The 26,933-nt window shown below is 54.7% G+C and carries 27 protein-coding genes, 1 tRNA gene and 3 pseudogenes; 14 read left to right on the top strand and 17 right to left on the bottom strand.

Features of this window, described 5'->3' with window-relative positions; translation table 11 throughout:
• Nucleotides 1-41 precede the first annotated feature (41 nt).
• From U5A05_RS11120 to U5A05_RS11085, 8 genes are all read left to right on the top strand, one after another.
• Nucleotides 42-812, top strand: a complete 771-nt coding sequence (locus U5A05_RS11120; RefSeq protein WP_261742115.1) for a FadR/GntR family transcriptional regulator — start codon at nucleotides 42-44, stop codon at nucleotides 810-812.
• Between the two features lie 99 nt (nucleotides 813-911).
• A complete protein-coding gene (locus tag U5A05_RS11115) occupies nucleotides 912-2,114 on the top strand; it encodes an ABC transporter substrate-binding protein (protein WP_321836388.1) in 1,203 nt (400 codons plus the stop codon).
• A 69-nt stretch (nucleotides 2,115-2,183) separates the two neighbouring features.
• On the top strand, nucleotides 2,184-3,044 hold the full coding sequence (locus tag U5A05_RS11110; RefSeq protein WP_261742113.1) for a branched-chain amino acid ABC transporter permease: 861 nt from the start codon (nucleotides 2,184-2,186) through the stop codon (nucleotides 3,042-3,044).
• A gap of 1 nt (nucleotide 3,045) precedes the next feature.
• Complete coding sequence (locus U5A05_RS11105; protein WP_261742112.1) at nucleotides 3,046-4,056, top strand: branched-chain amino acid ABC transporter permease; 1,011 nt, start codon at nucleotides 3,046-3,048, stop codon at nucleotides 4,054-4,056.
• Nucleotides 4,053-4,811 (top strand): ABC transporter ATP-binding protein, encoded by a 759-nt coding sequence (locus tag U5A05_RS11100; RefSeq protein WP_261742111.1) that lies wholly within the window; start codon nucleotides 4,053-4,055, stop codon nucleotides 4,809-4,811. The genes U5A05_RS11105 and U5A05_RS11100 overlap by 4 nt, the downstream gene beginning before the upstream one ends.
• Complete coding sequence (locus U5A05_RS11095) at nucleotides 4,811-5,506, top strand: ABC transporter ATP-binding protein (protein ID WP_261742110.1); 696 nt, start codon at nucleotides 4,811-4,813, stop codon at nucleotides 5,504-5,506. Before U5A05_RS11100 ends, U5A05_RS11095 begins: the two co-directional genes overlap by 1 nt.
• Nucleotides 5,507-5,522: 16 nt before the next feature.
• Nucleotides 5,523-6,803, top strand: coding sequence for a Zn-dependent hydrolase (locus U5A05_RS11090; RefSeq protein WP_321836387.1), 1,281 nt, complete (start codon nucleotides 5,523-5,525; stop codon nucleotides 6,801-6,803).
• Entirely contained in the window at nucleotides 6,800-8,212 is a 1,413-nt protein-coding gene (locus U5A05_RS11085; protein WP_321836386.1) for an amidase, read from the top strand. Before U5A05_RS11090 ends, U5A05_RS11085 begins: the two co-directional genes overlap by 4 nt.
• 160 nt (nucleotides 8,213-8,372) lie before the next feature.
• Here U5A05_RS11085 and U5A05_RS11080 read toward each other — a convergent pair.
• Nucleotides 8,373-8,447 (bottom strand) — tRNA-Gln (locus U5A05_RS11080).
• Between the two features lie 640 nt (nucleotides 8,448-9,087).
• Here U5A05_RS11080 and U5A05_RS11075 point away from each other — a divergent pair.
• The gene (locus U5A05_RS11075) at nucleotides 9,088-9,519 is read left to right on the top strand and encodes a hypothetical protein (protein ID WP_321836385.1); all 432 of its coding nucleotides are present in this window, start codon (nucleotides 9,088-9,090) and stop codon (nucleotides 9,517-9,519) included.
• A gap of 229 nt (nucleotides 9,520-9,748) precedes the next feature.
• On the opposite strand, the gene U5A05_RS11070 is transcribed toward U5A05_RS11075, so the two are convergent.
• Complete coding sequence (locus U5A05_RS11070; RefSeq protein WP_261742107.1) at nucleotides 9,749-10,570, bottom strand: MinD/ParA family protein; 822 nt, start codon at nucleotides 10,568-10,570, stop codon at nucleotides 9,749-9,751.
• 235 nt (nucleotides 10,571-10,805) lie between these two features.
• Between U5A05_RS11070 and U5A05_RS11065 the strand changes: the two genes are divergently transcribed.
• The gene (locus tag U5A05_RS11065; RefSeq protein ID WP_261742106.1) at nucleotides 10,806-10,991 is read left to right on the top strand and encodes a hypothetical protein; all 186 of its coding nucleotides are present in this window, start codon (nucleotides 10,806-10,808) and stop codon (nucleotides 10,989-10,991) included.
• Nucleotides 10,992-11,345: 354 nt separating this feature from the next.
• On the opposite strand, the gene U5A05_RS11060 is transcribed toward U5A05_RS11065, so the two are convergent.
• The 6 genes and pseudogenes from U5A05_RS11060 to U5A05_RS11035 form a co-directional block, all read right to left on the bottom strand.
• Nucleotides 11,346-11,924 (bottom strand): nucleotidyltransferase family protein, encoded by a 579-nt coding sequence (locus U5A05_RS11060; RefSeq protein ID WP_321836384.1) that lies wholly within the window; start codon nucleotides 11,922-11,924, stop codon nucleotides 11,346-11,348.
• A gap of 603 nt (nucleotides 11,925-12,527) precedes the next feature.
• Nucleotides 12,528-13,091 carry an AAA family ATPase gene (locus U5A05_RS11055; protein WP_321836383.1) on the bottom strand — a complete coding sequence of 188 codons (564 nt, stop codon included), beginning with the start codon at nucleotides 13,089-13,091 and terminating at the stop codon, nucleotides 12,528-12,530.
• A 1-nt stretch (nucleotide 13,092) separates the two neighbouring features.
• A pseudogene (locus tag U5A05_RS11050) lies at nucleotides 13,093-13,521 on the bottom strand (IS66 family transposase); the annotation flags it as partial.
• Nucleotides 13,521-13,721 (bottom strand): annotated as a pseudogene (locus U5A05_RS11045) (site-specific integrase); the annotation flags it as partial. The pseudogenes U5A05_RS11045 and U5A05_RS11050, both read right to left, overlap by 1 nt.
• Nucleotides 13,722-14,348: 627 nt before the next feature.
• Nucleotides 14,349-14,484 (bottom strand): annotated as a pseudogene (locus U5A05_RS11040) (transposase); the annotation flags it as partial.
• A gap of 436 nt (nucleotides 14,485-14,920) precedes the next feature.
• Entirely contained in the window at nucleotides 14,921-15,871 is a 951-nt protein-coding gene (locus tag U5A05_RS11035; RefSeq protein WP_321836382.1) for a LysR family transcriptional regulator, read from the bottom strand.
• Nucleotides 15,872-15,964: 93 nt separating this feature from the next.
• Between U5A05_RS11035 and U5A05_RS11030 the strand changes: the two genes are divergently transcribed.
• A complete protein-coding gene (locus U5A05_RS11030) occupies nucleotides 15,965-16,489 on the top strand; it encodes a GNAT family N-acetyltransferase (protein ID WP_321836381.1) in 525 nt (174 codons plus the stop codon).
• A gap of 520 nt (nucleotides 16,490-17,009) precedes the next feature.
• Here the strand turns inward: U5A05_RS11030 and U5A05_RS11025 are convergent.
• Entirely contained in the window at nucleotides 17,010-17,423 is a 414-nt protein-coding gene (locus U5A05_RS11025) for a hypothetical protein (RefSeq protein WP_321836380.1), read from the bottom strand.
• The gene (locus U5A05_RS11020; protein ID WP_321836379.1) at nucleotides 17,420-18,832 is read right to left on the bottom strand and encodes a hypothetical protein; all 1,413 of its coding nucleotides are present in this window, start codon (nucleotides 18,830-18,832) and stop codon (nucleotides 17,420-17,422) included. Before U5A05_RS11020 ends, U5A05_RS11025 begins: the two co-directional genes overlap by 4 nt.
• A gap of 753 nt (nucleotides 18,833-19,585) precedes the next feature.
• Here U5A05_RS11020 and U5A05_RS11015 point away from each other — a divergent pair.
• Entirely contained in the window at nucleotides 19,586-19,804 is a 219-nt protein-coding gene (locus tag U5A05_RS11015) for a hypothetical protein (RefSeq protein WP_321836378.1), read from the top strand.
• Nucleotides 19,805-19,817: 13 nt separating this feature from the next.
• On the opposite strand, the gene U5A05_RS11010 is transcribed toward U5A05_RS11015, so the two are convergent.
• Nucleotides 19,818-20,468 (bottom strand): hypothetical protein, encoded by a 651-nt coding sequence (locus tag U5A05_RS11010; RefSeq protein ID WP_321836377.1) that lies wholly within the window; start codon nucleotides 20,466-20,468, stop codon nucleotides 19,818-19,820.
• Between the two features lie 147 nt (nucleotides 20,469-20,615).
• Between U5A05_RS11010 and U5A05_RS11005 the strand changes: the two genes are divergently transcribed.
• The gene (locus U5A05_RS11005) at nucleotides 20,616-20,807 is read left to right on the top strand and encodes a hypothetical protein (protein ID WP_321836376.1); all 192 of its coding nucleotides are present in this window, start codon (nucleotides 20,616-20,618) and stop codon (nucleotides 20,805-20,807) included.
• Between the two features lie 267 nt (nucleotides 20,808-21,074).
• On the opposite strand, the gene U5A05_RS11000 is transcribed toward U5A05_RS11005, so the two are convergent.
• Nucleotides 21,075-21,524 (bottom strand): GNAT family N-acetyltransferase, encoded by a 450-nt coding sequence (locus U5A05_RS11000; RefSeq protein WP_196884422.1) that lies wholly within the window; start codon nucleotides 21,522-21,524, stop codon nucleotides 21,075-21,077.
• Between the two features lie 825 nt (nucleotides 21,525-22,349).
• Here U5A05_RS11000 and U5A05_RS10995 point away from each other — a divergent pair.
• On the top strand, nucleotides 22,350-23,603 hold the full coding sequence (locus U5A05_RS10995) for a ferredoxin reductase family protein (RefSeq protein WP_321836375.1): 1,254 nt from the start codon (nucleotides 22,350-22,352) through the stop codon (nucleotides 23,601-23,603).
• Nucleotides 23,604-23,675: 72 nt separating this feature from the next.
• On the opposite strand, the gene U5A05_RS10990 is transcribed toward U5A05_RS10995, so the two are convergent.
• From U5A05_RS10990 to U5A05_RS10970, 5 genes are all read right to left on the bottom strand, one after another.
• Nucleotides 23,676-24,203, bottom strand: a complete 528-nt coding sequence (locus U5A05_RS10990; protein WP_321836374.1) for a lysis system spanin subunit — start codon at nucleotides 24,201-24,203, stop codon at nucleotides 23,676-23,678.
• A complete protein-coding gene (locus U5A05_RS10985) occupies nucleotides 24,200-24,733 on the bottom strand; it encodes a glycoside hydrolase family 19 protein (RefSeq protein ID WP_321836373.1) in 534 nt (177 codons plus the stop codon). Before U5A05_RS10985 ends, U5A05_RS10990 begins: the two co-directional genes overlap by 4 nt.
• A gap of 56 nt (nucleotides 24,734-24,789) precedes the next feature.
• Nucleotides 24,790-25,833, bottom strand: a complete 1,044-nt coding sequence (locus U5A05_RS10980) for a phage late control D family protein (RefSeq protein WP_321836372.1) — start codon at nucleotides 25,831-25,833, stop codon at nucleotides 24,790-24,792.
• A 69-nt stretch (nucleotides 25,834-25,902) separates the two neighbouring features.
• Nucleotides 25,903-26,112 (bottom strand): tail protein X, encoded by a 210-nt coding sequence (locus U5A05_RS10975; RefSeq protein WP_321836371.1) that lies wholly within the window; start codon nucleotides 26,110-26,112, stop codon nucleotides 25,903-25,905.
• The gene (locus U5A05_RS10970) at nucleotides 26,087-26,932 is read right to left on the bottom strand and encodes a phage tail protein (protein WP_321836370.1); all 846 of its coding nucleotides are present in this window, start codon (nucleotides 26,930-26,932) and stop codon (nucleotides 26,087-26,089) included. The genes U5A05_RS10975 and U5A05_RS10970 overlap by 26 nt, the downstream gene beginning before the upstream one ends.
• Nucleotide 26,933: the final 1 nt, after the last annotated feature.

The following is a 26,933-nucleotide window of genomic DNA, read 5'->3' as shown; positions in this document are numbered from 1 at the left end:
TTTATTACTATTAATCCGCATTAATACGATAAATAGAAAATATGCTCAGTCGCCCGCTGCACCGTAAACGTCAGAAGCTCTCCGATGTGATCGTCGAGTCGGTCAAGCGCTCGATTGTCACCGACGCGCTCAAGCCCGGCGACCGTCTGCCCACCGAGCGGGAGCTGATGGAGAGCTTTCAGTGCTCCAAGGGCTCGGCCCGTGAGGCACTCAAGGCGCTGGAAGTCGAAGGGCTGGTCAATACCCGCACCGGCCCCAGCGGCGGTGCCTACCTGAACCAGGCCGGGACCGAACCGGCCAGCCGCGCCCTGCGTAATTACCTGCACTTCCAGCATCTGGACGGTGAGCAGGTCTATCAACTACGCAAGGTGATCGAGGTCGAACTGGCGGTGTCGGTGATTGGCCGCCTGAGTGCCGAGGATTATCAGGCCTTGCAAGCCAACGTGGACTTTTGCAGCGCGCCGGAAGACAGCGAAGCCGGTCAGCGCGAGCAACGCCTGGCTGAGCTGGAGTTTCATAACCTGCTGGCACGGGCCTGCCCCAATCCGCTGCTGAGTTTTATGGCGCAGTTTCTCAACGACCTGCTGCGCGATCTGGTGGTGCTGAAAAAAGCCTACAAACCCAAACGCAAACAGTTCGACGCCGCCAACCTCGATTATCACAAACAACTGTTGATTGCCTTAAAGGCCGAGGATGAAGCCTCTGTGCGCAGCCTGATGCATGAACACATGTGTGACGCCGAACACCATATGACAGCCCTTGAAGGCCAGGTCAGCCCGCATTTCCTGCTGGAATTCGATCACAACCACTAGTTAAAAAGCTGTCCCAATAAAAGGTCTGCCCACAGGCCCTGATCCGCCGTTTGCCATTGCTACTCCTGCCAATAACTAATCAAACCAGGGAGTTTCCCCATGCAACGTCGTACTTTGTTGAAAGCGAGCCTGGCTGCGGCCGGCGCCCTGAGCCTGCCGCTGGGCATGCGTCATGCCTTCGCCGCAGATCCCTTTACCTTTTATGGCCTCAAGTCCATGTCCGGTGCCTTTGCCAGTTATGGCAAGTTCGCCGACATGGGCTCACGCTTGGCTGTCGAGCAGTATCCACAGTTACTGGGCAGGCCCTTGAACTACAAGGTGATCGACACCGAGGGTAATGCAGGCAAGGCGGTGCGCAAGGTACAGGAGGCCATTGCCCAGGACGGTGCACGCTTCTTCCAGGGCTGCACCCTGTCGTCTTCGGCGCTGGCGGTGGCCAAGGAAGTCGACAAGGCTGGTGGCGTTTTCATGACCCCGGTGGGCGCCGATGAAGTGACCGGCAAGGACTGCAACAAAGCGACATTTCGCTGGTCGGTGCCCACCTACGGCGCAGTGCGCGAAACTCTGGTGCCGTTGATCAAACGTCTGCCCGAAGCCAAGCGCTGGTACACCATCACCCCACAGTATGTGTTCGGCGAAGCGCTGCTTGATGGCACCAAACAGGTGCTCAAGGAGCATGGCCTGGAACATGTCGGCAACAGTTATCACTCGCTGCAGGAACAGGAGTTCTCGGGTTATCTGACCAATGCCATTGCTGCCAAACCCGATGTGCTGGTGTTGCTCAACTTCGGCAGCCAGTCGTCCAACACCCTGCGCCAGGCGGTTAACTTCGGGATCAAGGAGCGGATGAAAGTCCTGCTGGTGTGGTCGGCCGGGCTGGATCAGTTTCAGGAACTGGGCAGCGACATACTGGAAGGCGTGTACCTCGGCGCCCAGTACTGGCATCAAGTTGATACCCCGCTCAATCGCGAGCTGGTCAAGATCACCAAGGCCAAGTACGGGATCAACCCCACCTACCCGCTGGCCGCTGATTACATCAGCACCAAAGTCATGCTCGACACCATCGCTGCCACCGGCAGTTTCGATGGCCCCACAGTGGCCAAAGCCATGCAGGGCTTGAGCTACGAAGGCCCGACCGGCCCCGAGTCGATCCGCGCCGGTGACCATCAGGTGATCAAGGATTACTACCTGTTGATTGGCAAGCCAGCTGACCAAATGAGTGACAAGGACGACCTGGCCCAGGTGGTCAGCTCCGGTCAGTCGTTTGCGCCGGTACAAGACACCGGCTGCGTTCTGGGCTGACCCCCGGTCACTTTTCAGCTTTTGCTACTGGCAGCCGGTCACCCGTGATCGCCTGCAGAGGGTATCTGCATGCTCGAACTTTACCTGTTTCAGATTCTCAATGGCCTGGGCCTGGGGATGATCTACTTTCTGATTGCGGTCGGATTGACGATCATTTTTGGCCTGCTGAACTTCGTCAACTTCGCCCACGGTGCATTCTTCCTGCTGGGCGCTTACATCTGCTACACCGCGGTCAGCCTCACTGGCAGCTTTTGGCTGTCGCTATTGCTTGCTCCATTGCTGGTGGCCGCTCTGGCCTGGGTGATCGAGCGATTGCTGATCCAGCGGATCTATCACTTGCCGCACATGTTCCAGATTCTGGTAACCCTGGGGATCGCGCTGATTATCCAGGAAGCCAGCGTGATGATCTGGGGCCCGGTGGGCAAAAGCGTCGCGGTCCCGCAATTGCTGCGCGGGGTGCTGGTGATCGGCGATTTTGTGTACCCCTACTATCGCCTGTTCCTGATTGTGTTCTCTGCGCTGGTGGGCTTCGGTCTATGGCTGTTGCTGGAGCGCACGCGCTTTGGCGCACTGGTGCGTGCAGGCAGTGAAAGCACTGAAACCGTATCGCTGCTGGGCACCAATATTTTCCGCCTGTTTTCCATGACCTTCGCACTCGGCGCCGGGCTGGCAGGCGTTGCGGGTGTGCTGTTCGCACCTTTGCGCGGGGCCCAGCCCTTTGTTGGCCCGGAAATTCTCGGGGTGGCGTTTGTGGTGGTGGTGATCGGCGGCATGGGTTCATTCAGCGGCGCGCTGGTGGGTGGCCTGCTGGTGGGCGTGGTGCAAAGCCTGATGACAACTATCTGGCCCCAGGGTGCCAGCCTGATGATTTACGGCGCGATGGCCGTGGTCATTCTGCTGCGTCCTTACGGCCTGTTCGGGAGAGCCTGACATGAGCGAGAAAAACCCCCTGCCCTTCGCCAAAACCCAGTCGCGCTCCATGCTGCTGTTGGTGGTTGCGGTATTGATCGGCCTGCCATTGGTGTTGCCATCGGCGACCCTGGCTACCGAAATTCTGATCTTCGCCATGGCGGCCCTGGCCTGCAACCTGCTGCTGGGCTACACCGGACTGTTGTCGTTCGGCCAAGGGATCTTCTTTGGTGCCGGAGCCTACTGCGCGGCATTGCTGATGATCCATCTGCAACTGGGGCTGTTCAGTGCCTTGTTGGGCGCAGCACTGGCTGGCGGCTTCCTGGCGTTTCTGGTGGGCGCTCTGGCGATTCGCCGTACCGGTATCTACTTCGTGATGCTGACCCTGGCCTTCAGCCAGATGGCGTACTTTCTGACCTACACCCTGAGCGACTGGACCGGTGGCGACAACGGCCTGCTCAACGTGCCACGGCCCGAAATCCGCATCGGCGATACCGTGCTGATGTCCCTGAGTGACGCACGTTACTTTTATGCTTTTGTCGCGGTGCTGTTCCTGCTGATTTTCATCGGCGCCCGCCGCGTTATCGCTTCGCCCTTTGGCAGTACGCTGATGGCAATCCGCGAAAACGAAACCCGCGCCGCCGCCATCGGCTACGACACCCGGCACTTCAAAATTCTGGTGTTTATGCTCTCGGGCGCCGTCACCGGGATCGCCGGGGCGCTGTACGCCATGCTCCTGCATTTTGTACCACTGTCCAATATCGACCTGGCGATGTCGGAAAACATTCTGATCATGACCATTGTCGGCGGCACCGGCTCGTTGTTCGGTTCCTTGCTGGGTGCGGGCTCCATCGTGCTGCTGGGCGAGTTCCTGTCTGATCTATGGCCACGCTGGCTGATGCTGCTGGGGGTCATCCTGATTCTGGTGGTGGTGTTTATGCGCGGCGGCTTGTGGGGCGGTTTTTCAAGCTTGTACGAGCGTATCAAGGGCCAGCGCAAACCCAGCCTGCCCACTCAGGAGGAGCTGCCATGAACGCGCCTGAATATCTGCTGCAAACCGAAAACCTGGAGCTGGCCTATGGTGCGTTTCATGCGGTCAACGGCGTCAGCCTGAAGGTCGAGCAAGGCACTATCCATACCGTGATCGGCCCCAATGGCGCAGGCAAAACCAGCCTGTTCCACTGCCTGACCGGCGAGCGTCAGGCCACCGGCGGCGCGATCATGTTTGATGGCAAGAACATCATCAAAAAACCGTCCCACGGCCGCGTTGGCCTGGGCATGGCCCGCTCGTTCCAGCTGACCAGCCTGTTTCAAAACCTCAGCGTGCGGGAAAACCTGCGCCTGGCCGCACAGGGCCGCGATGGCCTGGCAGCGTTGAACTTCTGGCGCCGGGTCGACAGTCGTCGCGAGCATCTGGAAATGGCCGATCAGGTGCTTGAGCGCCTGCAACTAACCCGCCGCGCCGACACCCTGGCCGGTGAGTTGTCCCACGGGCAGCAACGGGTGCTGGAGGTGGGCATGTCGATCTGCTCCAAACCCCGGCTGCTGATGCTCGACGAGCCCACCTCCGGCATGGGCATTGACGATATTCCGATCATGACCCAGCTGATCAGCGATCTGGGGCGCGATCACACGGTGCTGCTAATCGAACACAACATGAGCATCGTCATGTCCATCAGCCAACGCATCACCGTCATGAGCCACGGCCAGATTCTGGTCGAGGGCACACCCGAGTTCGTGCGTGCCGATGAGCGCGTACGTGTCGCCTACCTGGGAGAAGCCGCCTGATGCTGACCGTCGAAAACATCCATTCCTACTACGACAAAAGCCACGTCCTCGAAGGCGTCTCGCTGCAGGTCAACCCTGGAGAACTGGTGACGTTGCTAGGCCGCAACGGTGCGGGCAAGACCACTACGTTGCGCAGCATTCTGGGGATTATCTGCCCGCGTCAGGGGCAAATCCGCTTCAACGGCCAGGACATGGTCGGGCGCAAGATTTTCGAAATCGCCCGCGAAGGGTTGGCGCTGGTGCCTGAGCATCGCGGCATCTTCCGCCTGCTCAGCGTCGAGGAAAACCTGCGCATTGCCCAACGCAAAAGCAGCCGCTGGCAGTTGGAGGATGTCTACAGCATGTTCCCGCGCCTCAAGGAGCGGCGCAAAAATGCCGGTCATGCGTTGTCCGGCGGTGAACAGCAAATGCTCGCCATCGCCCGGGCGCTGATCAATGACCCCAAGCTGCTGATCCTCGATGAGCCTACCGAAGGCCTGGCCCCGGTGATCGTCGACGAGCTGGTGAAAATCCTGCGCAAGATCAAGGACGACGGCCTGCCGGTGCTGCTGGTGGAGCAGAACCTGATGGTCTGCGACAAGCTGGCCGACCGTCATTACGTACTGGAGCAAGGCCGCGTGGTGTACGAAGGCAGCGCCGCTGATTTTCGCGCCAACCCGGCCATCAAGAACCGTTACCTGGCCCTGAGCGCCTGAAGGGAGATCCGTGTCCATGAGCAGTCCAATCCTGTTATCCGAGCTTTTCAACAGCAATGCGCCCCTGATCAATCGCGATCGCCTGTGGCAATCGCTGATGGATCTGGCGCAACTCGGCGCCACGGCCAAGGGCGGTGTCTGCCGCCTGGCCCTGACCGACCTCGACCGTCAGGCCCGCGATCTGTTTGTGCAATGGTGTGAGGAAGCCGGGTGCAACGTCACGGTGGATGCCATCGGTAATATTTTTGCCCGCCGCGCCGGGCGTCAACCGCACCTGGCACCGGTAATGACCGGCAGCCATATCGACACCCAGCCTACGGGCGGCAAGTTCGACGGTTGCTACGGAGTAATGGCCGGACTAGAAGTGATCCGCACCCTGAATGATCTCAACCTGACCACCGAGGCCCCCATCGAAGTAGTGGTGTGGACCAACGAAGAAGGCTCACGATTCCCGCCGTGCATGATGGGTTCCGGGGTCTTCGCCGGCAAGTTCGACCTCGACGAAACCCTGAATAAACAGGACGAGCAAGGACTGTCAGTGGGGGCCGAATTACAGCGCATAGGCTATGCCGGCACCCGGGCTGTGCTCGGGCATCCGGTGGGGGCCTATTTTGAGGCGCATATCGAGCAAGGCCCGGTGCTGGAGGATCGCAACATCACCCTGGGCATCGTAATGGGTTGCCTGGGCCAAAAATGGTTCGACCTGACACTGACCGGCGTCGAAGCTCACGCAGGCCCCACGCCGATGCATTTGCGCAAGGATGCGCTGGTGGGCGCTGCGCATGTGGTCAGCGCTGTCAACCGTATTGCCCATCAACATCAGCCCCACGCATGCGGTACGGTTGGTTGCCTGACCCTGCATCCGGGTTCACGTAACGTGATTCCGGGGCAAGTGCACATGACCATCGACCTGCGTCATCTGCATGCCGACCGGTTGCAGGCCATGGTGGATGAAGTGCGCGAAGCCATCGAAGTCGCCAGCGCCAAGCACGGTCTGAGTTTCGAACTGACGCCAACTGCAGATTTTCCGCCGCTGGACTTCAACCCCGCCTGTATCGAAGCCGTACGCCAGGGTGCGCAACAACTGGGACTGAGCCATATGGAGATTGTCAGCGGCGCAGGCCACGACGCGATCTTTGTCGCCGAACTGGGCCCGGCGGGAATGATCTTCGTACCCTGCGAAGGCGGGATCAGCCATAACGAAATCGAAAACGCCGCGCCTCAGGATCTGGCCGACGGCTGCGCAGTCCTGCTGCGCGCCATGGTCAATGCGGCACAATCAGGAGTCGCACGATGAGCACGACGGATATCGGGCAAATGAACGCGGTTGAGCTGCTGAACCGCTTTCGCGACAAAAGCCTGTCGCCGGTGGAAGTTACCGAAGACGCCTTGTTGCGTATCGAACGCTACAACCCGGCGGTCAACGCTTACTGCCACGTGGCTCACGAAGGCGCACTCCAGGCTGCCAAGGCATCCGAACAGCGCTGGTTGAAAGGGCAGCCCTGCGGTGCGCTGGATGGCGTGCCAGCATCAATCAAGGACCTGACCCTGACCCGTGGCATGCCCACGCGCAAAGGTTCGCGCACCACCTCGGCGCTGGGCCCCTGGGAGGTGGACGCACCCTTTACAGGCTTTATGCGCCAGGCCGGAGCCGTGCTGCTGGGAAAGACCACCACCCCGGAATTTGGCTGGAAAGGTGTCACCGACAACCCGCTTTACGGCATCACCCGCAACCCGTGGGACACCCGCCTGACAGCGGGTGGTTCTTCGGGCGGTGCGGCGGCGGCGGCGTCACTCAACCTGGGGGTGTTGCACCAGGGCAGCGACGCGGGCGGTTCGATCCGTATCCCTTGCGCCTTTACCGGCACCTTCGGGATCAAACCGACCTTCGGCTATGTGCCACAGTGGCCTGCCAGCTCGATGACCATCCTCTCCCATCTGGGGCCGATGACCCGCACCGTGGAAGATGCGGTGCTGATGCTGCAAACCGTGGCCCAACCGGACCCTCGCGACGGTCTGATCGGCGCACCGCGCAGCACCCCGTGGCTGCCTGAGGGTGACAGCCTCAAAGGCATGCGTATCGCCTATAGCCCGGATTTCGGGCATGTGAAAGTCGATCCGCAAGTTGCCAGCGTGGTCGCGCGCGCCGTTGCAAGGCTGGTGGAACTGGGTGCCCAGGTGGAGCAGATTGATCCGGGGTTCAGCGACCCGCTCGACACCTTCAACACTTTGTGGTTTGCCGGTGCCGCACGCTTGGCCGGGCAACTCGACAGCGCACAGCGCGACCTGCTCGACCCGGGCCTGCAACGTATTGCCGCGCTGGGTGAACGCATCACCTTAAGCGAATACAGCGCGGCCCTTGAAGCGCGAGCGGCTTTGGTCGCACAGATGGCGGCATTCCATCAACGCTACGATGTACTGGTCTCGCCGATGCTGCCCATCACCGCGTTTGCCGCCGGGCACAACGTGCCGCCTGATTCGGGACTCACCGAGTGGATGCACTGGACGCCCTTCAGCTACCCCTTCAACCTGACCCAGCAACCGGCGGCTTCAGTCCCTTGCGGCCTCGCCCAAAACGGTTTGCCGGTGGGTTTGCAAGTGGTCGGTGCGCGGTTTGCCGATGATCAAGTGCTGCGGGTATGTCGCGCGTACGAAAAACACTTTGCCGCCACCCATCCCAAAACCCCGATGACCGAGCAGGACTGATCCGGCCAAAATGCGGCCATGCTGCTGAAGCCGGCATGGCACGCAGAAAGACTGTTGGCGATATAGCAAAGGAGTGGGTTACTGGCGATGATGCGTCAGGCCGGACGGCGTTGACGCTGAACTTGAAGATTCTGGTCCGTGTTGGACAAGATCTGAAAAATGGCAGGGGCGGCTGGATTTGAACCAACGCATGGCAGGATCAAAACCTGCTGCCTTACCGCTTGGCGACGCCCCTGTATCTGTAGCGATGAGTGCCTGGCACTCTTTTACTGATGCTTGCAGCCTGCAAATGTTGCCATTCGCTGCGAGCCTGTAAGGGTTCGCTGCAAGAACGGGCGCAAATATACCAACACTCTTTGGATTGGGGAAGCACTTTTTAAATAAATTTATTCAAAAACAGCTACTTAGTGATGATCCCGGGCAGACAGGCGCTTCTGGCCGGGGTTTATCCGGCCTTGAATTCCATTTTTCAGCCAACAGCCTGAGTGTTGATGTGCAGATAAGCTGCCGAAAATCAGACTAGAAGAACTCATCCAATTGCTCGAAAAACTCGCGTTTGGCGCAATGCTGCTCACGTAAGGTCCGTGTGGGCTCTGTGGGCTCTGTGGGCTCTGTGGGCTCTGTGGGAGCGAGCCTGCTCGCGAAGATCTCGAGGCGTCGCGATTAGCCAGTAAACACGCACTATTGTTTACGACCTTCGCGAGCAGGCTCGCTCCCACAGCAGTACCGCTCGCTTGAGTGAATAGCATTGCGCGTTTGGCGGTGTATCCGGCTCCCCCGGATTTTTCGAAACCCTGTTGGCAGGGTCCAGTGATACCGCCCAGCGCAAATGATATCTTTGGCGCCATTACTGGCGAACATCAAGGAGCGATGAAATGGCTAACGAATACAATATGGCACTGATGATCGGGGCCGGGCTCAGTCTGTTGGCTGCCCTGATGCATATCGGAGTAATCATTGGCGGGCCTTCCTGGTATCACTTGTTTGGGGCGGGCGATCGCTTTGTGCGTGCGGCCCAGAACGGTCGCTGGTTTCCTGCAGTGGTTACGATGGGGATTACCCTGGTGCTTGGCGCATGGGCAGTCTACGCACTGTCCGGTGCTGGAGTGATCGAACCCCTGCCCCTGCTGCGCCCGGCATTGTGCGCAATCACCCTGATTTACCTGCTGCGCGGCCTGTTAGGCCCTTTCACGCTGCCCGGCACCGGGCGCAGCATGCGCTTTATCGCGATCAGTTCGGCGGTCTGTCTGGTGTATGGGCTGGTACATCTGTTCGGCCTGGTGCAAATGTGGGGCTCCCTGGCCTAGCGGATTGCCTCCTGTCTTCATGAGCAGGTATCAAGAGTAGAGGGCCTGCTCTCTTGAGGAAGAAAAGTACCGGACACAAACAGGTGAGTAAAATTGAAGGGTAGTTACGATACAGAGCGCTCCCAATATTAAGGGTGATTGCAAACGCATTAAGAATGCGCAAGCACAATTATCCTTGTTACCAGGAACAGGAGGCGTGCCCTCCTCCCGCCTGCCGAAAACAGCAGAGTCACCTTCTGGAATTATTAACCAGCGCCTCTACGAAGAACTCAACATGCCCCCTTGGACTACCCGGCATCGGCCAGGTACTCATATTTTTAGCAATAGCCCTGAATTCTTTTGCACTTTTGGAAGCAGGAAATTTTTGGTAGAGCGCGCGGTGTTGATGCGCGGCCTTGCGTATATCCTGGTCATACGGAATTGTGCCCACATACTGCAAGGTTACATCCAAAAAACTATCAATAACTTTCCTCAACCTAGCGAACAATCGTTGGCCGTCAATAGCATTGTGTTGCAGGTTAATCAGTACCCGAAAACGGTTTATTCCGTGCTCCCGATTAAGCAGCTTGATGAGTGCATACGCATCAGTAATAGAGGCAGGGTCATCACATACAACCAGCAAAATCTCCTGGGCCGCCCGGACGAAAGTAACTACTGATTCACCGATACCGGAAGCGGTATCAATAACCAGCACATCGAGCGTGTCCGCTATATCACTGAAGACCTGAATCAATCCTGCGTACTGAGCAGGCGACAAATGTGCCGGACTCTGGGCTCCTGATGCTGCATGGGCAATAAGCACCCCGCCAGGTCCTTGCATCAGCACATCGGACAACTCGCAACGGCCCTCCATCAGATCGGCAAGCGTGTACTGCGGGGAGAGCCCCAGCAGAACACCTATATTCGGCAACCCCAAATCGGCTTCCAGTAACACAACCCGCTTGCCAAGTTCTGCCAACGCCAACGAAAGGTTGATAGCTACAACTGTCTTTCCGACGCCCCCCTTACCGCTTGTTACGGCGATAACCTGCACAAAATGCCCGTGTTCCATGCTCTCTATTCCCTTCCATGTGCTACGTGTGGAGACTCTCGTAAAGCGCGGGGTAACTTGGTCACGTTAGCCATAAACTTGAAGAATCCTGCGAGATTGCAGCGGCGATACCTGAAACCAAGTCAAAGTGCTACATGGCAAAATTAGTTCACCTCCCGCTACAGAAACCTGCCCAAGAACATAAAATACAGACGATTTATAACGATCATGATCCTGGAGGACCCAGGAGTCAGCCATGAGCGGCCTGTCAGATGATTTTTTGTTGTTATCAGGCGGATCCATGCCCCAGAAATTATTCAGCCTGCCGCGTAAGGAGCTAGAAACCCAAGCGATACAAGACCTGGCGTCATTATTGTCAATTTATAAAATTATAAAACAAAAGAAAAGCCATACAAAGCAAAAAGCAAGGGAGCACTATTAACCAGCCAGCCTAATGGCGCCAATAACCCGTCAACCCTGAGAACGCAAAGATGAAAGTTAATGAGAGCTTTACGCAAGCAACGACAACACCACGATCAACAGATACCATTTACCGCCAGCATGCAAAAGCCAATACTTGAACTTCAAGTACAATTAAAAACTCGCCACCCTATATAGCAGCGAACAATTATAAAAAGTGCCAACCCATGGCAACTATTAACTCACCCAAATATCCAAACCCTGCTAGTACCCGGCACTACAACAATTAAACTTAAAGCACGCTGAGCGCAGCGTTATTCAGGGCAGCAAATCTGAGCAAGCTTGCGTTTAAAGTCAGCCCGTCGTCTTAGCCAAACTAACCGCCCCCCTGCGAGCTGGACTCCAGTATCCGTAGCCAAGGCCAGCGCTCCTGATAACTTCTTGCCTTGTGCACGAATAAGTCCGGCTGGAGATTTTGGGGGTTGGGACGTAGCACGCCCCGCCCGACATCATCCAAACCGTAAGGTGCGTACACCTCCCCCGTCTCAGGATCCAAACCAATGCACGTCCCTGCAACAAGGTAACGATCAACTCCGTCCCTGGTGGACTCAAGCCGAGGGCAAGGTCTGCCAAACCGCTCGCCGTACCACAGATGGACACGGGCCTGATTCTTGATATCAACCTTGACGCCCAAATCCTTGAACATCTGCTGGGTTTCAAGAATGACCTCGTTCTCTGCCTCCCAGGACAGATCCGAGTCGAAGTAGAAAATATCGTAGTCCTTCACACCCGATGCGGGTGGCAGATCCAACTGATAATTCCAGACAGCCTGAAACAGACAGCCAGCTGTCAGCATGCATTGGCTCAACCCCAGAGAAGGCAAGCGCGACGCAATCTGAACATTAACTGGATTGGTCATGGCGATGCCAACCAGAACTTCGGGAGTCAATAGCACTGTCGATCCTCAGCTTTCGGTACGGCATACAGCACTCACATCCGCGACGTGGTGCCCAGCAATATGTAACCCAAGGGACAGTGTTGATCAATAGACCTTCAGGAAAGACTGCAGGCCTGCGCGCAGCACTCGGATGGCGGAAAGGACGTGAACTGCTGTCACTCCTGCCAGACGAGATCGTCGTCACAGCAGTCGACTCCATATTGAATACAGCCACAGGGCATGTAGAGGACCTCCCGATATTGAGTGTGGCGTTCTCACGGCAGACGCTGAAGCGTCTTAATACCGAGCACCTGGATCCATCGGACACGATGAAGAACTTCCTGAACAACATGTCCTTCAAAAAGACCACAGGATTTTCGTCCGTACAGCGTGTCGAACTACCCCAGTCGGTTGTTAGCACTTAAATTACTGCTCGCGGTGGATGGTTTTCATCCACCGCTATCTCATACGATTTGAACTTCACAACCTCCTCCCCCAGCCAGTCATTCAACTGCGTCATGCACGATTGAGTTGGCTCCAGTTCGTTGACCACAAAGATCTGCGCCGCCTCCCAAATCGACCCAAACCCACCCGCGCTCGTAAGCGTATGCCAACACACGTTCACATGACCGGCGGTGTGTGGTTCAGCCCGTCGACTGCATCCAGTATTTGCCGTACGCGATCTGTAACGGACATATCCCCCTCAAGCTTTAAGACAGCACAAGTAAGCACAGACAGCCACTCCTGATGCCTGGCCAAGCTCCGTCCAGGGACGCCTCCCTCATCATACTGAGCTGCCCAAGCCAAAAACTCCGGCCTTGCTTGACCGAAGCGTTTTATCTCTCGACGTTTTAATCTCTCCAGCCTGAGTTCAACAGGAAGATAAAGGAACACCACAAGATCAAATTCATTCTCAAGCGGTTGACCCCAGCCCATTACTGATCCGGCAACCACGGCACGACCATGAGAGCGCATTTCTTGTAGCAAGCGCTCTCCTCGCTGCGTTTTGTCTGCCAGATGCTGATATGGCGGGTTACTCGGCAGCCACAAAAAATCATCTGCTTCCAGGTGAGTTGTGCTCAGTTCCTTTGCTAAAGCATCCGCTAAGGTCGAGGTGCCGGTACCTGCCGCGCCTGTGATCAAGATGTAACGTGCCGTCTCTTTTATCATTTCGCTTTCAACCACTCTAAAACGAGTTTGCCATCTCCGATAAATTAGCAGTGCCCCACTGATGCGGCAGCAGCCGAGCGATCTCACTCGCCCACTGCATTGGCAGACGAGTAAAAACGTCCTTCAATTACGAATACGGATCATACCCATTCATGCATGCAGACTGGATCAAGCTCATGATTGCTGCCGCCCGTTTACCGCTGCGTAGCGATCCGGCGAACAACCAGTTGGAGTGCCCAAGTGCCCACGGCCTGATCTGGCTTTCAACTTGGTTGTTGTCAACGGGCACAGCCCCGTCGTCCCGATAGCGTGGCAGATCGAAAAACTTGCGACGGGCGTGGACCATGCAGTCAATTTCGGTGATGCCTTTCTCGAAACCGGCTTTGTAGCCAGCGACATCGTCGCATAGCAGCTTGCCGTTCCATCGCCCAAGGAAGTTGCGCGCAGCCCGATACGGTTTGCCCGCTCAATGGCACCGGGTTGATCAAGTTCCACTTCCCGCCTACCAACCCATACTTGAGCGGCCTGTTTACGGGCGAAGGTCTGGCTCTGTTGGTAGATTTGCACCCCATCACGGAGCAGGCGTATTTGTGCCGTGTAACTGATGCTGCCGTCTGTGCGTTTTCGAGCTCTGATCGTGGCCATAGTCAACTGGTACAGTTGTTGTTTGGATTGGTAATTTGTACCAGTCGACTTCAAAAAACGCCCTTTCCCCCCAAAACCGCTTCAAAAACGTTGAGCAAAATGGTACAAAAAATTGCTTCAAAGCCAGTAAATACAGGGCCTTCGCTGTCTCGGCGCTTTTCTGTTGCACCCATGATGGATCGCAACCATATAACTAAAAAATCCTTATAAATCAATATATTACAATTGCTATTAGTGTTGCTGTAGCAAAATTAAAGCAGCCAGTGCGACTTGATTGAAACAGATCCTGAAGCGCTCTCGACCGATCCGTCCAATCAAAGACAGTACGAGTTCTTGTCTTTTCCTACAGCGTTCTGCTGACTGATAATTTCTTATGGCACTCCAAAACTGACAGTGATGTATAAGGGTCTGCTTTCGGCCCAGAGCGTGTAAAAACGTGTCGCCAGAATTGAAGTGTACGCTTCTACGTCAAATCTGGAATTTATCGGCACATCTGCTGATGTGGATTTTCCGTAGAACCGCGACTTCCAGTCTGGTTTTGAGTGCCTGTCGCACTGAAAAACGTTTTTACACAGCCTCGGCCAATAGCGATCACCTAACGTCTACGAAACCCGGGGCGATTCAGCCAACCCGACGGCGCAGAGCCGACTCGCCAATGCCGAGTGAGCGATTGGCTTCGATGAAGCTGTAATTTTTCTTTAGTACGAGGTCAGCAGCCTGGCTTTTGAATTCAGCAGAAAAGAAACGGGCGCTGTTTGGTCATCTGACACCTCGATAAGGCGAGCATTCTCGCCTAAAAGTATTTCCGGTTTCATTAGATCGCTACATCACTACGCTCACACAGTTACAGTGACTGATCCCAGTTTGTCATTAAGAAGCTAAACACAGCAAATACAATAAAACCGACTAAAATTACATGTTTCTTCTGCACTTTACCTTTCATATATCGCCTCCTTGCAAGGGGTTTTTGCACTTATAATCAGCCAGGTAAAAATAGTATACCCACGCACTTGTATCACAACTCCAGACAGCGATAACAGTATCATCATCCTTGTTCAATTCACCCCAATCCTAGCAGGCACACAACAAGAAAAACCACTCTACATTAAAACTAAATCATCAAAAATCTCAGAGGCTTCGGCCATAGACCAGAAAAGCTGCCTACAACGTTTCCTGACACCTCAGTCACAGCCAACCCACTACGTACCGGCATCAGATTTTGGCGAGATATTCTTGTTAGCAAACAACGATCGCAGTTGCTGGCTCATCCAGGCATGCCCGTCGGTGCGCGCATACTTGCTATGGCTATAGAGCTTCAGCGTATAGGGAGGTATGGCAAAAGGCGCAGGATAGAGAGCAATGGCCGCTGCCATCTGGAGTGTTTCAGCAGCATAGCGTGGGATGGTCATCAGTAAATCGCTACCGGCAACGATGAAGGGGGCAATCATCACCGCTGGAAGCTGCAATACCACCCTGCGTTTCAACCCCATACCCTCCAGAACATGGTCGACCACGCCTCGATTTTCCCCCCATGGAGTAATGACCGCATGCCTCTCTGCAAGATACTCGGATAGATTCGGACATTCCTTGATGCGTGGATGATTCTGGCTAGCAATGACAATGTAATCGTCAGTCAGCCAATCCTCGCTATCGACGCCGGCGGGTAACGCATCTTTCTCCTCACTGTAGCCCAGAGCGAAGTCGATACGCCCGCACGCTAAGTCCTCGATCGATACCTTGCGGTCAGAGTAAACCACTCGCAAACCTACATGCGGAGCTACTTTTTGAAGCGTATCAATTAGCTCTGGCAGCAACGCAAATGCTGTGTAATCGGTCGCGGCGAATACAAAAGTGCGCTGACTGGTAGCCGGGTCAAAAGGCTCCCACTGGCCCAACTGATCAGAAAGAATCCTCAGACTTTCGCTCACAGCCGACGCTAATACGTCTGCACGTTGAGTCGGATGCATGCGATTACCATGTCGGATGAAAAGCGCATCGTTCAACCCCTCGCGCAAGCGGTTCAAGGCATGGCTAAAGGCTGACGGGCTGATCGACAGTTCTTTGGCGGCACTCGTTACCGTTCGATGGCGATATAAAGAGTCAAATGTAAGCAGGAGATTAAGATCAAGGCGGCGAAGAGCTGAATGCATAGGATTCACTTTTTACTGAATAAATTGCAGTACATGCATCTTAAATCCTCATTTAGCATTTAGCCTCCTTTTCTCACATGGATATACATCATCGTGGAACTTCATATTCGTCCAGCCCAGCCCAACGATGCCGCACAGATACTGACCTTCATCACGGAACTGGCTGACTATGAAAGGGCAAGGCAGGAAGTAACCGCCACCGTCGAAGACATTCAGAGCACTTTGTTTACCGAAGGGGCTCCGGCTCATGCGCTGATCTGTATGAGGGGCAACCAGCCCATCGGCTTCGCGGTGTACTTTTTGAGCTATTCCACCTGGTTAGGCCGCAGCGGTCTTTATCTTGAAGACCTCTACATCAGCCCTGAGCATCGAGGCGTTGGCGCTGGCAAGTTGTTACTTCAGTTCCTGGCCTGTGAGGCACGCAACAAAGGGTGTGGCCGATTTGAATGGAGTGTTCTTGACTGGAATGAGCCAGCCATTCAGTTCTACCAATCGATTGGTGCTAGACCGCAACCCGAGTGGGTGCGCTACCGAATGGAAGGCGACACGCTTAAAACATTTGCGGAACAGGATGGACATCATTTTGGCGGAGTGAGTATCAGCAACCATGCTTGCTGAATATAGGTAAAGGTGTGGAATATCGGTGGCAAAGTCTTAAGAGACCGCAGAGCTTGTTCTGCACGCAGCAGCGTCCCTACAACACACTACTAACCAGCGAATGGCCCTGGCTAACCACGCTGAGATTTCTCACGGAAGGTCGTCATGCCTAGGCCCTAGTGCCCTTGAAACGATAACCGAGTGGGTTCATGCAAGAGCGGGTGTAACTGAGGCACGCTAAGAAGCAGTTGCTCTACGCATTTAGTGGAGACCTGAAGTGCATCCCCCCTGCTTTTGTAAAGCATTGAGTGACTTCTTCTGGCCGATTTCTACCTGTCGCGAAGGGCAGAAATCGACCCAAAGCCGCCATTGATGAATGGCCGAAGTCGGCCAAAAGCAGCCCTTCACGAGCGATCGCTTCCCCCGAACGGGGATCAGGTAAGCTGTTTGAATGTAGGGCTCATGGGGGTTTAAAAAAGCCCTGCATTAGCAGGGCAGGAAGGTACTTGCTTAGTTCCTTGTACAACAAAACAAATCAAACCTAGGTCGGGCTTAAAGAAGCTCTAATGAGATTTGGGTTAGCCTCTGACTGTTGCTCAGTTTTATAGCAGTTTATTTTAGTTGCGACCTTTTCTGTTTTATGGCCTTCTTTTTCGAACAGAACTATTATTGTTCGCCCACAAACAGATCTATTAAATGGGCTCGTATTGCTCCCGCCCATTCGAAAGGTTTGTGGCGTCTTGCCAATATCTTTGTCTATTGAGTTATCCAGGCCGTCCGAAATTATCCGCACGGTCGCCAATAGAGGAGTTGAGTTAAAATACAGTTCCGCAAAATCACTTTTGCCTGAGGTTGGGAACTCAGCGGCCTCTCCTCTATGGTCGAAGACATTGACATCGAAAGTGCAGCCAGACATTAATAATAATGGAAGCAGAATTCTGGCTGTTTTTTTCATGGTGTTTTCTTCCCGTCGAATATTTTATTCGCAACTTCGCTTTGTGTTTTAGCTTTTTTTAGATAGTCATCTGCTTTCCGATCTTGCTTTGTGGTATCTCCAAAATCAGCATCAGATGTCCATGGTAGCCGTCTATCTGGATCCGGTGAGCGGGGGAGCAGTGTACCTAAATAACCAATAATCTGAGGGTTTGCTATTCTTAACGTGGTACCATCGAAACTTCCTACGACATCCTCTTTAGTTGTCGTCGTAGAGTAAGAGCCACGACAACTGAACGGACCATATCCGCCACTTACCGACCCGGATAGTGTGCTTTGGACGAATTTCTTCTCCTCCTCAGAAAAGGTAGCAGAAATGGATACGTTGCGCGCTAGAACTATATCCGTGGGCAGCACCGGCATCAGCCCCTGAGGACCTAGCGGGGATGTGGATCCAGGTATGTAACCTTCACTGATTGGTCGGAAGCCGAAAGCTTTTTTGTAGGTCCAAAAGCGATATTTGAAAACATCAGGAATCAACCACGGTCTAAGAATTTTCACTCTCAGATACTCAAATTTTAGTTCTATATCGATATTTTCCGAGTTTTCATATTTCTCCGTATTTGACCCACTTGCCCCGCCTCCAGCATGCCAAAGTCCGAAATTACCACTTACAGAACCTGACCAGGATGTATGTTTGGAAAAGGTATGTAGCTCTGAGTACTTGAATATTTTCTCAAATTGAGCCCAGCCCGCATATGGTGAACTCCACTCTTGGATAGGCGGTGACAGATAAGTCGCCTGGTATGTAGAGGTTCCTGCCTGAGCGGTATGCTGGTCAAAACGAGCCTTCAGATTTGCAAAATGCCGACGAGGTGAGACAGATCTCCAATACGAAACTTCAGCCTCGAGGTCCTGATATTGTTCTTTGTAGCCTCTGCGCTTCCACTCAATGTCAGCTAGGTCCCTTTTTTTGTATAGCTCATAAATAACGCTTGATGGCGCACCATTCTCCTGCTCGCGATAAATGCCTCCGACGATCTCATCATATCGTTGCTTATACTTCATGTAGGCATCTAATATTTTGAGCAGTTCTGCTTCTTTCGCGGTCAAATATTTTTCTTGATCCGCTGTTAACTTCATCTCAGGCAGTGCTGCCTGTTCAAGGATGTCGCTATACGTTTGTGTTACTGTTGTTATTAAAGGGTTGTAAAGTAGTGATGCACCAAAGCATCCATTGAGTAGTTGGGAAACTGACTCCATGTCCTTGCTGTTAGGTTTGTCAGTAAGTCTTGGGTCGATGAATATTCCCGGGTGTGGAACTGTATAAAACTCTCGATCAGGCCCTCCCGTGCTACCGTTAAAAATAACAGTTTCTAACATTCCTATGAGCTTGCAGAAGGCTTCTAGCTGAGGTTGTTTACTAGGCATGGGTTGCTCCATACAAACAGGTATTCAACGTTTCTGAACTAATAGAGTCCAGTCGGGATGGTTCAGATAAGACTATAGCGTGCTTGTAGATTCCTGGAGATATTATGCGAAACCTGCACCTTAATGCCACTGATCCCCGGGCAGCGGCTAGCTGGATTGACAGCATTTTCCTTATTCGGTGATGGTTTAGCTGCATATACTCATCTCATGAAACTATATGCGCGTCAGCAACTTACGCGGCCAGTCCAGGCGCCATGCTAATGCTTGCACAATTGAGTCAGCTACCAAGCGGATGACGAATTTATCGACTTTAAGGCTGCGGCTTTTGGCGGCTTTTTCAAAGACGATCGGCGGCGCTGTTCGCGATACTCCTGAGCCGTCATATGAGTCGCCCTCACTTTTGTAAATGCGATTCAATGACCGCTATTGGCCGATTCCTGCCTGTCGTCACTGGCAGAAATCGGCCAAAAGCAGTCACTGCGCGGATGCTGAATGGGAAGCGATGGGCGTCTGTTGTGATGTGGGCTCGAATCTCTCCTTCACCGCCAAATTTTGAAACCACAAACCACTGATTTTCCAAGAGAAAGTCGAGGGTTTGTGGTTTTTTTGCGTATGAAAAAAGGCCATATGGGACTGACATGGGACTGGCGCCCAGTTCTGGTGCGAAAAAATGACTCTAAAGAAAGGCGTTGAGCCATCCAATCCCGCCGGTTGGGCTACGCTTTTCCAAACCCTCAATCCAGGAAGGACTCGATGGCCGATAACTCAGATTCCAATATCGCCATGGCGGATGCGCTGACATTGCTTCTGCATAATCAATATGCGATCGGTGCGGCAATAGATGAGGTCACGAAATGGCTTTCGGAGAACGGCGAAGGTGAAGTGGCCGTTAATGCGACCGTGGCTATGGAAACCTTGGACACCAACGCACAAGCGCTGACTGACGCGATCATGAGATTACGCCGGTCATAGACAGCCGCACACGTCACGAGTTAGAGCGTGGATGGCTGCTGGTACCTGATGAGTTAAACGCAAACGGGAACTCCCATGCGCATTCATCCCTTAGGCGATTGAAAAGTTTTTGCTGATCGTCTAATTCCTTGTGGTCAGCTAAATCTAAGTAATAATTCAGTCCAGCGTGCTCATAATAAACTATCCATTCTCCTGTCAACGCGCCTCTATCTCTTCTCGCCTCAATCCCCCCGTAGACGAGTGCGTGTGACACATGGTTGGCCTTAGCCTCCCAGTACTTTTCCATGTCTGTATCATCCTCGTCCACCATCAAAACTTCATGTAGCTTCATCTTCAGCAGTCCCTGCTTGACTGCATAATCGCCGAACCATTTGTTCAAGATGTTCTGGGGGAGATGCTTTGCGTCAAAGTAATGCTTGTGCCAGAACCGCCCTAAAATTGGGCCTCTGAATTTTTCGGCTGCTTTTGTACCCGTAGGCCGACTTGTCGATGTTTTTTCTAGCAGGGCGATCTCATCTAGTACCGAAAATTTATTTAGCGTTCTGAGCGACGAATAGTATTGAAGCCGCAAGGCTAAGCACTGACTCATACGGTGCGCATAGGGCTGTGATAGGCATACGTTTTTTTTAAGTAGAAGTGATTCATAACGATGCAGTAAGGGCATAAGGTTTTCTCTATAGGCGTTTTTTCGCTATCTAAAACCACGTACGTGCAGAGTAAAATGACTTTCTACAAAACTTGATCTGAAAAGAACCCTCCGCCCTGATGGCCGTCGTTACAATGGGTCATCATTCATCGCAAGGAGCAGCACATGTCAATTGAAGCGACCAAGAAATTGTTCGTTACCACTAGCCTGCCTGAGGCCAATGCGTACCTAGCTGCGGGCTGGACGTTGCTGACCGCGACTGACGTTCCGATAGAGGGTACAACAATCAGCAAGTACACCCTGGGCTGGCAAGGCGCCGGTGATCCGGTCAAGGTGCCGTTCCAGTCCGGCTGGTAAGCGCAGGCGGCGTTACGCGTAACGCCGCTTATGTCAAAAAGGCCCCCACACGTTGACCAGGTGCGGGGGCCTTTTTGTGTGCCCACGCAAACCAACGCCCGTTAGACTGGCATATGCCCCTGGTCATCTACTGGCTAGAGTAGGTCTATCGTCATTAGAGAAAACCTCGCGAAGGGCCGCTTTTGGCCGATTGCCGCCTTTCGTGACAGGCAGCAATCGGCCATTTGGAGTCTTTAGTGAACGGCAGCTTGGGTCGAAAGCGGCCCTTCAAATGGTCAACCGCTTCTCCATCGGTTGATAGATCAGCCCGGCAAGCTCGCCCACTTCCCCTGCCAACGCAAAACCGTAACGTTCATAAGCGGCCACTGAAGACAGCGACGCACTGACTGTTACTACATTGGTCCTAGCCTGCTCCAGAGCTGCATTCACCAAGCGCTTGCCAACGCCGTTGCGCTGCCAGACCGGCGAAACGAACAGCATCGCCACATGGCGCCCTTCCTTTAGCTCGATCAGCCCGACCAGGGTTCCCTCTGCGACGCAAACCAGCATCAGGTTGTCACTTACCATTCGTTCGGCAAACGCCTTCTGCGCAGCCACCTTTCCGAAGGTTTCCACGCCCTGCGCCGACAGCGAGGGCGCAACCGCCAGCATGAACGCCTCTAGGCACAGCGCATTGGCGCTCGGTAGGTCTTCCTGAGTCATCTTGCGTATTTGCATGGTCGTCGTCCGTGACTTGGGTAGGGTTTTTTTATACCAGAACATCCGACCTTGAGATACGCGGCAACGTCTCTGTTAACAGACACTGCCATGTGCGACAGGTACCGTTATAGACAGGCAGCTTCGGGTCGGATGCTGCCTGTCACGAAAGGCTGCAATCGGCCATGAGCATACGGTGGACGGAGCGATCAGCAAATGAGCAGCTATGCTTGGAAGGTTGTTGGAGCTGATCGGGCTTTCCGTCCATGGTGCATAACTACCGTCTGTGGTCACTCAACTGTCTCGATGCCCGAATTAGTCAGGGATAGATGAGTGAGCAAAGAGTGTTATCCACCAAGCTCGTGAAGGCGCTATCACCCTACTGTGGGTCTTTTCTGAGTTAGGTTTCCTTGTCGCCGAACGAGGAAAGTTGCTTTACTTTCGGCAAACACTGAATCGCCCCGGGTTTCGTAGACGACACAAGACCATCCATTTCCAGCGATGCAGCGGTGGCCGCGCTCAACAATACCAACCGCCTTTGAGGTGGCTATTCACCATTCTTTGCTGAGTCAGCTCACGCACCTGTTTTACATCACCAATCAAAAAATCTGCCATCGGCATTACTCCTTGTAGTCGTGGCACAGCGCCGGACTGGCTGACACGAGCTCTGTGTTTATCTGTACCTCACTCGAATACCGACGAGGCTCACACTCCACTTGCCATGGTGCTGATCGAGATCACCCTCCCTTTTTTGCAACCTGCTAAGGTCTTAGACACGCACCTTCTTAATGAAGATGAAAGTTAAGTCTCAAACCATACCTCGGGCTGCTAAAAGGAGCATAAGCGTTGAAGAACTGGCACTGGATCCTCGGCTTATTGTTAATCACAACCTTTACTCTGTTGATCGAGATCCCTGCCAATACTTGGCTAACTTCGGCGACCCTTAGTTTAGTGCTCGGCGCTACAGCCTTGGTTTACATGGCCGTATCCTGCCTGATGGCGAGTCGCTGGAGGGTGATTGAGAACATTTTTGGTGGCTTAGACCGAGTCTATGATGCACACAAATGGCTAGGTGTCTGGGCCTTGGTATTCGCCACCTACCACTTTGTTTTCAAGGCCAACCTGGATGTCTGGAACAGCGTACCTATTTGGGAACTGCCCAAGTACTGGACCAGGCTCGTACGTCAATTGAGCTACGTAGCCTTGGGTTTGATTGTTCTGCTCGCCTTAAACCGTAATATTCCCTACAACGTTTGGCGTTGGTGGCACAAACTGTCTGGTCCCTTGTTCCTGATCGTAATTGTGCATTGGCTCAGTTTCAAATCACCGATCACCTTGAGTAGCCCTTCCGGAGTATGGCTGGCCTCACTATGCGGATTGGGTGTGATTGCAGCAGTCTACAAATTAACGCTGTACCCCTTTGTCGCCCGCGCTGGAGAATATCGGGTAACCGCAGTTACGAGTAAAAACGGAACACTTCACTTAACACTAACTCCGGTACACAAAGGGTTTGCCTTTAGACCTGGGCAATTTGCTTTTCTGGCAATGAAGCAAAATGGCCTGCGCGAGCCTCATCCTTTCACCATTGCAAGCGCCAATGATGAAAGTGGACAGATCGAGTTCTTGATCCGGCCACTGGGGGATTACACCAAAAAACTTAGCGAACAGGTCAAGATTGGCATGCTCGCAGATGTTTACGCCCCGTATGGCCGCTTTAAACGCCAGCCCCAAGCCGAACGTGAAATCTGGATTGGCGCAGGCGTGGGCATTTCACCATTTGTTTCCTGGCTAAAAGACCCTAGCGCAAAAAATTTGGATAAAGCTACGCTTGTATATTGCTTTAATCCCGCCCGCGCCTTCCCGCCCGCAGAACATTTGCTCGGTATGGCACAAGCTCGTGGCGTCGAGTTTGTGAGCAATGACAAGGGCCTTGATGTACTGGCTGAAACAATGCGTCAAGCCGTTAAAAAAACTTCACCCGACAAGGTTCAAATCAGCTTCTGCGGTCCTAAGGGCCTATTGGTTAGCGTTCGTGAAATCATGAGAGCACTGAATATTCCAAAAACCAACTTGCACATCGAGCTTTTTGAATTCCGCTAAATAACCAAGACCAGAATACTGAGTTCTCTGAAAGATGTACTCCGATCACTCCGGGCCATGGGTCTAAACCCATCACTCAGAGGCCATCACTCCTGCAACATAGGTCTGACAGGCCTGCAGCGCGATCAATCCTTGATCGCCGTCGCCGGTGATTCCGATAATTCGTTGAGCATGCGCTGGGTCAAGTTGGGCTCTACGGGCGCCATGAACCACGCCGCCGGTGCGGGTGGCGGCTTGCACTCCGTCACAACCAGTTGCTGCTGCGGCGTCGAGTTGGACTGACAGCCGCAGGTCAGCAGTAGTAAGACGATCACGCAGGAGTGCCTGTTTCGTTTTCTCATTAGTAAGGGCTCGGTAATGGGATTGGTCGCTGGCTGCCAACCACTGTTCCAGGGCGAGGCGCTTGCCCTGCTCCACCAGAATTTGTGCTGAGTTGGCATTTGCCATATTGGTGCGCTCTGTTTGGTGGGCGGCTTCCTTGGCGGCCAGTTGCTGGCCGTAGGCGTTGGCCTGCCACGCCCATGCTGTCCAGGCGCTGCACGCCATCAGGGCCAGGATGATCAGCAGCCCCCCGCCCCACTTCACCCCATCGATCTTCACGCCAACACCTTGAGCGCCCGGGCGTGTAGCGCCTGCCGATCGGCCGCGCCGTTCTGGCCACCGTTGATGCGCCGGGTGATCTTGTCGAACTGGCCTGCGTCAGCCAGGGTACTGAGGCCCTTGGTCGCCCAGAACCATGCTGCCGACATGCAGGCATGCTGTGGCTTCTCCAGCAGCTCGGGCTGCGTGATCAGGTCAAGGCCCAGCGCTTCGCCGCACGCCATGTAGTTGGCCCGGCCGGTGATCTGGATCAGGCCACGGCCCCGGTACTTGGAGCCGTCACCGGCCACGGTGTTGCCCAGGTCTTTGCGGTCTTCGTATTTGGCTTGGACAGACGTTGGGCCCCAGATTTCCTTAACGTATTTGAGCTGGCCGGACTCGTGCCCAATCTGGGCGATAAACGCGGCTACGCGCTTCGTTCCAACAATCTGGTAATGCCCCATCGCGGCATTGAGTACCGGCACATAAACGCCAACTGACTGGCCAGCATTGGGAAGGATCTGCAGCAGTTGTTGCTGGGTAATCGACATAAATTGCCCTCACGAAAAAGCCCGCACAAGGCGGGCTAGATTTAGATTTGATTGGGTTAGAGCTGAACGATTTTCAGCGTCTTAGCGGGCTTCTTGCCTTTGGCCTTGGCCTTGGCCTTGCCCTTCTTGCCAGCGTTGCACTCGATCGTCGTCGACCAGCCGGACTGGGTGAATACCTGCTCCCTGGAGTCCACCAGATACTCGCCATCAAGCCCGTCCTTGAACCCCTGCGCGTTGATCATCCGTTCTGCGAACAGATCAGAGCGCCCGGGCATTTCCAGCCGCACACCTGCAGTCGAGCGGTTGAATGCGGCCAGGCGCGCCTTAGCGGCCTGCTCGGCGGCGGTCTTGTTCGGGTGAATATGCCGATCGGTATGCACCGGCGGCAGGCCATCCGGGGCGTCGTCGTTGTTCAGATTGACCACCGCCAGTTTGCCGGTGGCTTTGTCCTGGTACTTGGTTCTGACGGCCTTGTGGGTCGAGAGGTCGCCCAGACTAAAGCTGTAACGGCTGACGTCCGTTTTGTTGATGGTGACGACGCCCAGCGTCTTGCCGCTGGCCGTGACACCACCCTGACGTGGCATAACGATCAATTTGCCGTCAGCGACCTTGGCCGTGCAGTCGTGCTGCCGGGCCAAGCGGGTAATAAAGTTAAAGTCCGACTCGCCCAACTGGTCAGCCCGGGGCACGATCGTAGCCACCGTACAGGCAGGCTCCCAACCGTTACGCCGCGCCACGGTGCTGACGATGGTGGCCAAGCTGTCGCCCTCCCAGCTACCGCTACGGGTGGTCTTGCCGCTGCCGCGCATATCGCTAGCCTTGCCGCGTATCACTAAGGTATCCGGAGGGCCGGAGACTTCGACCTTATCGACAACGTATCGGCCCTCCCGGGACAAGGTCGACTCGGCATAGCCCAGATAGATTTCGATGCTGGCACCCCGAGACGGCAACGTCACGGTGCTGTCCCGGTCATCAATGCGCAACTCAAACTCGTCCGACTCCATCCCGGGCTTGTCCGAGGTGCGCAACAGCAATAGCCGGTCATTGATCATGCGGGTGATATCGCTGCCATCGGCGACGATGCGAAAAACGGGGGTCATATCCAGCTCCAACAAAAAGCCCCGCACAAAGGCGGGGCTCAGGTTTTAAAGACGCGTTACGCGTAACGATCAGCTCCAGAGCTGGACGGCCTGATCATCGCTGGCCAGCGGCAAGTCCGGCAGCACGATCAGCACGCCGCCGCGATACGGCTCCGGTTCGGCGGCCAGCCCGGGATTAGCTTCCAGCACCGCCTCAACGCTGCCATTGAGGTGGCCATAGGCGTTCTGGCAAATGGTGTAGAGCTTGTCGCCCTCAAGTGTTCTGCAGGTCATCGCCATAACGGACAAACTCCAAACTAAAGGCCTGCTTGCGTGGGATACCACCCTGCAGGAACGCGGTCTGATCCTCGGTGATCGAGGTCAGGCACCAATCCCCCAGGACGTAGCCATAGCCCGTGGTCAGGCCCAAAGGCACCAACAACCCGCCGATGCTGCGCAGGGTGTCCAGTTGCTTGAGGCCACCTCGATGCCCGGGAAAGATCGAGCCCTTGAGGGTGATTTTGTCGTCCCCCATGCCCACCGCCTGCTGTGCCGGACGGCGCATCAAGCGCTCTTGTGAGGCCCAGCGGAAACCGCTCTGCCGGTTCAGTTCCTCAAAGGCCGCCGTGTCCAGGTTGAAGTAGTACGGCGGCGCCTCATGCTTGTGCGGCTGCAAAATCAGCAGGTGCGGAAACGGCTTAACCGCCTCCACGGCTGGGGTGTTATCAGTCGCAAACACGCTGGTGGGCAGGATGTTGCCCAGCGCGGGATTGATCTGGCCCGCAATCTGGTTGATCGCATTTTTAGCCCGGGTGGCCTGCTCGCCAAACACTCCCAGACGCTGCTCGATCTGCGAAGCCGCGCGGGTGGCTTGGTTATAAACCGCGATCACCGAACCCACCTTGGACTGTGCGGCGCTGATACCACGCATGACCCGCTGCAGCTTTTCCCCAACCAACGGGCCAATCACCGGCAGGGTCTCCAACTCCGAGGCCGCGCCGGTGATTTCACTGATCGCCCCGTTTACCGGGCCCATCATCCCATCCAGACTTCGCCGCCCAGCCTCCCCGGCCGTGGCCAAGTAACTGAGCGTGCTTTGCATCTGCTCCATATAGGGCATA

Origin of the sequence: Pseudomonas kulmbachensis, from assembly GCF_963681935.1 — a bacterium.
Lineage (GTDB): Bacteria > Pseudomonadota > Gammaproteobacteria > Pseudomonadales > Pseudomonadaceae > Aquipseudomonas > Aquipseudomonas kulmbachensis.
The sequence above is the reverse complement of the archived record's forward strand: the minus strand, read 5'-3'. Positions and strand labels throughout refer to the sequence as shown.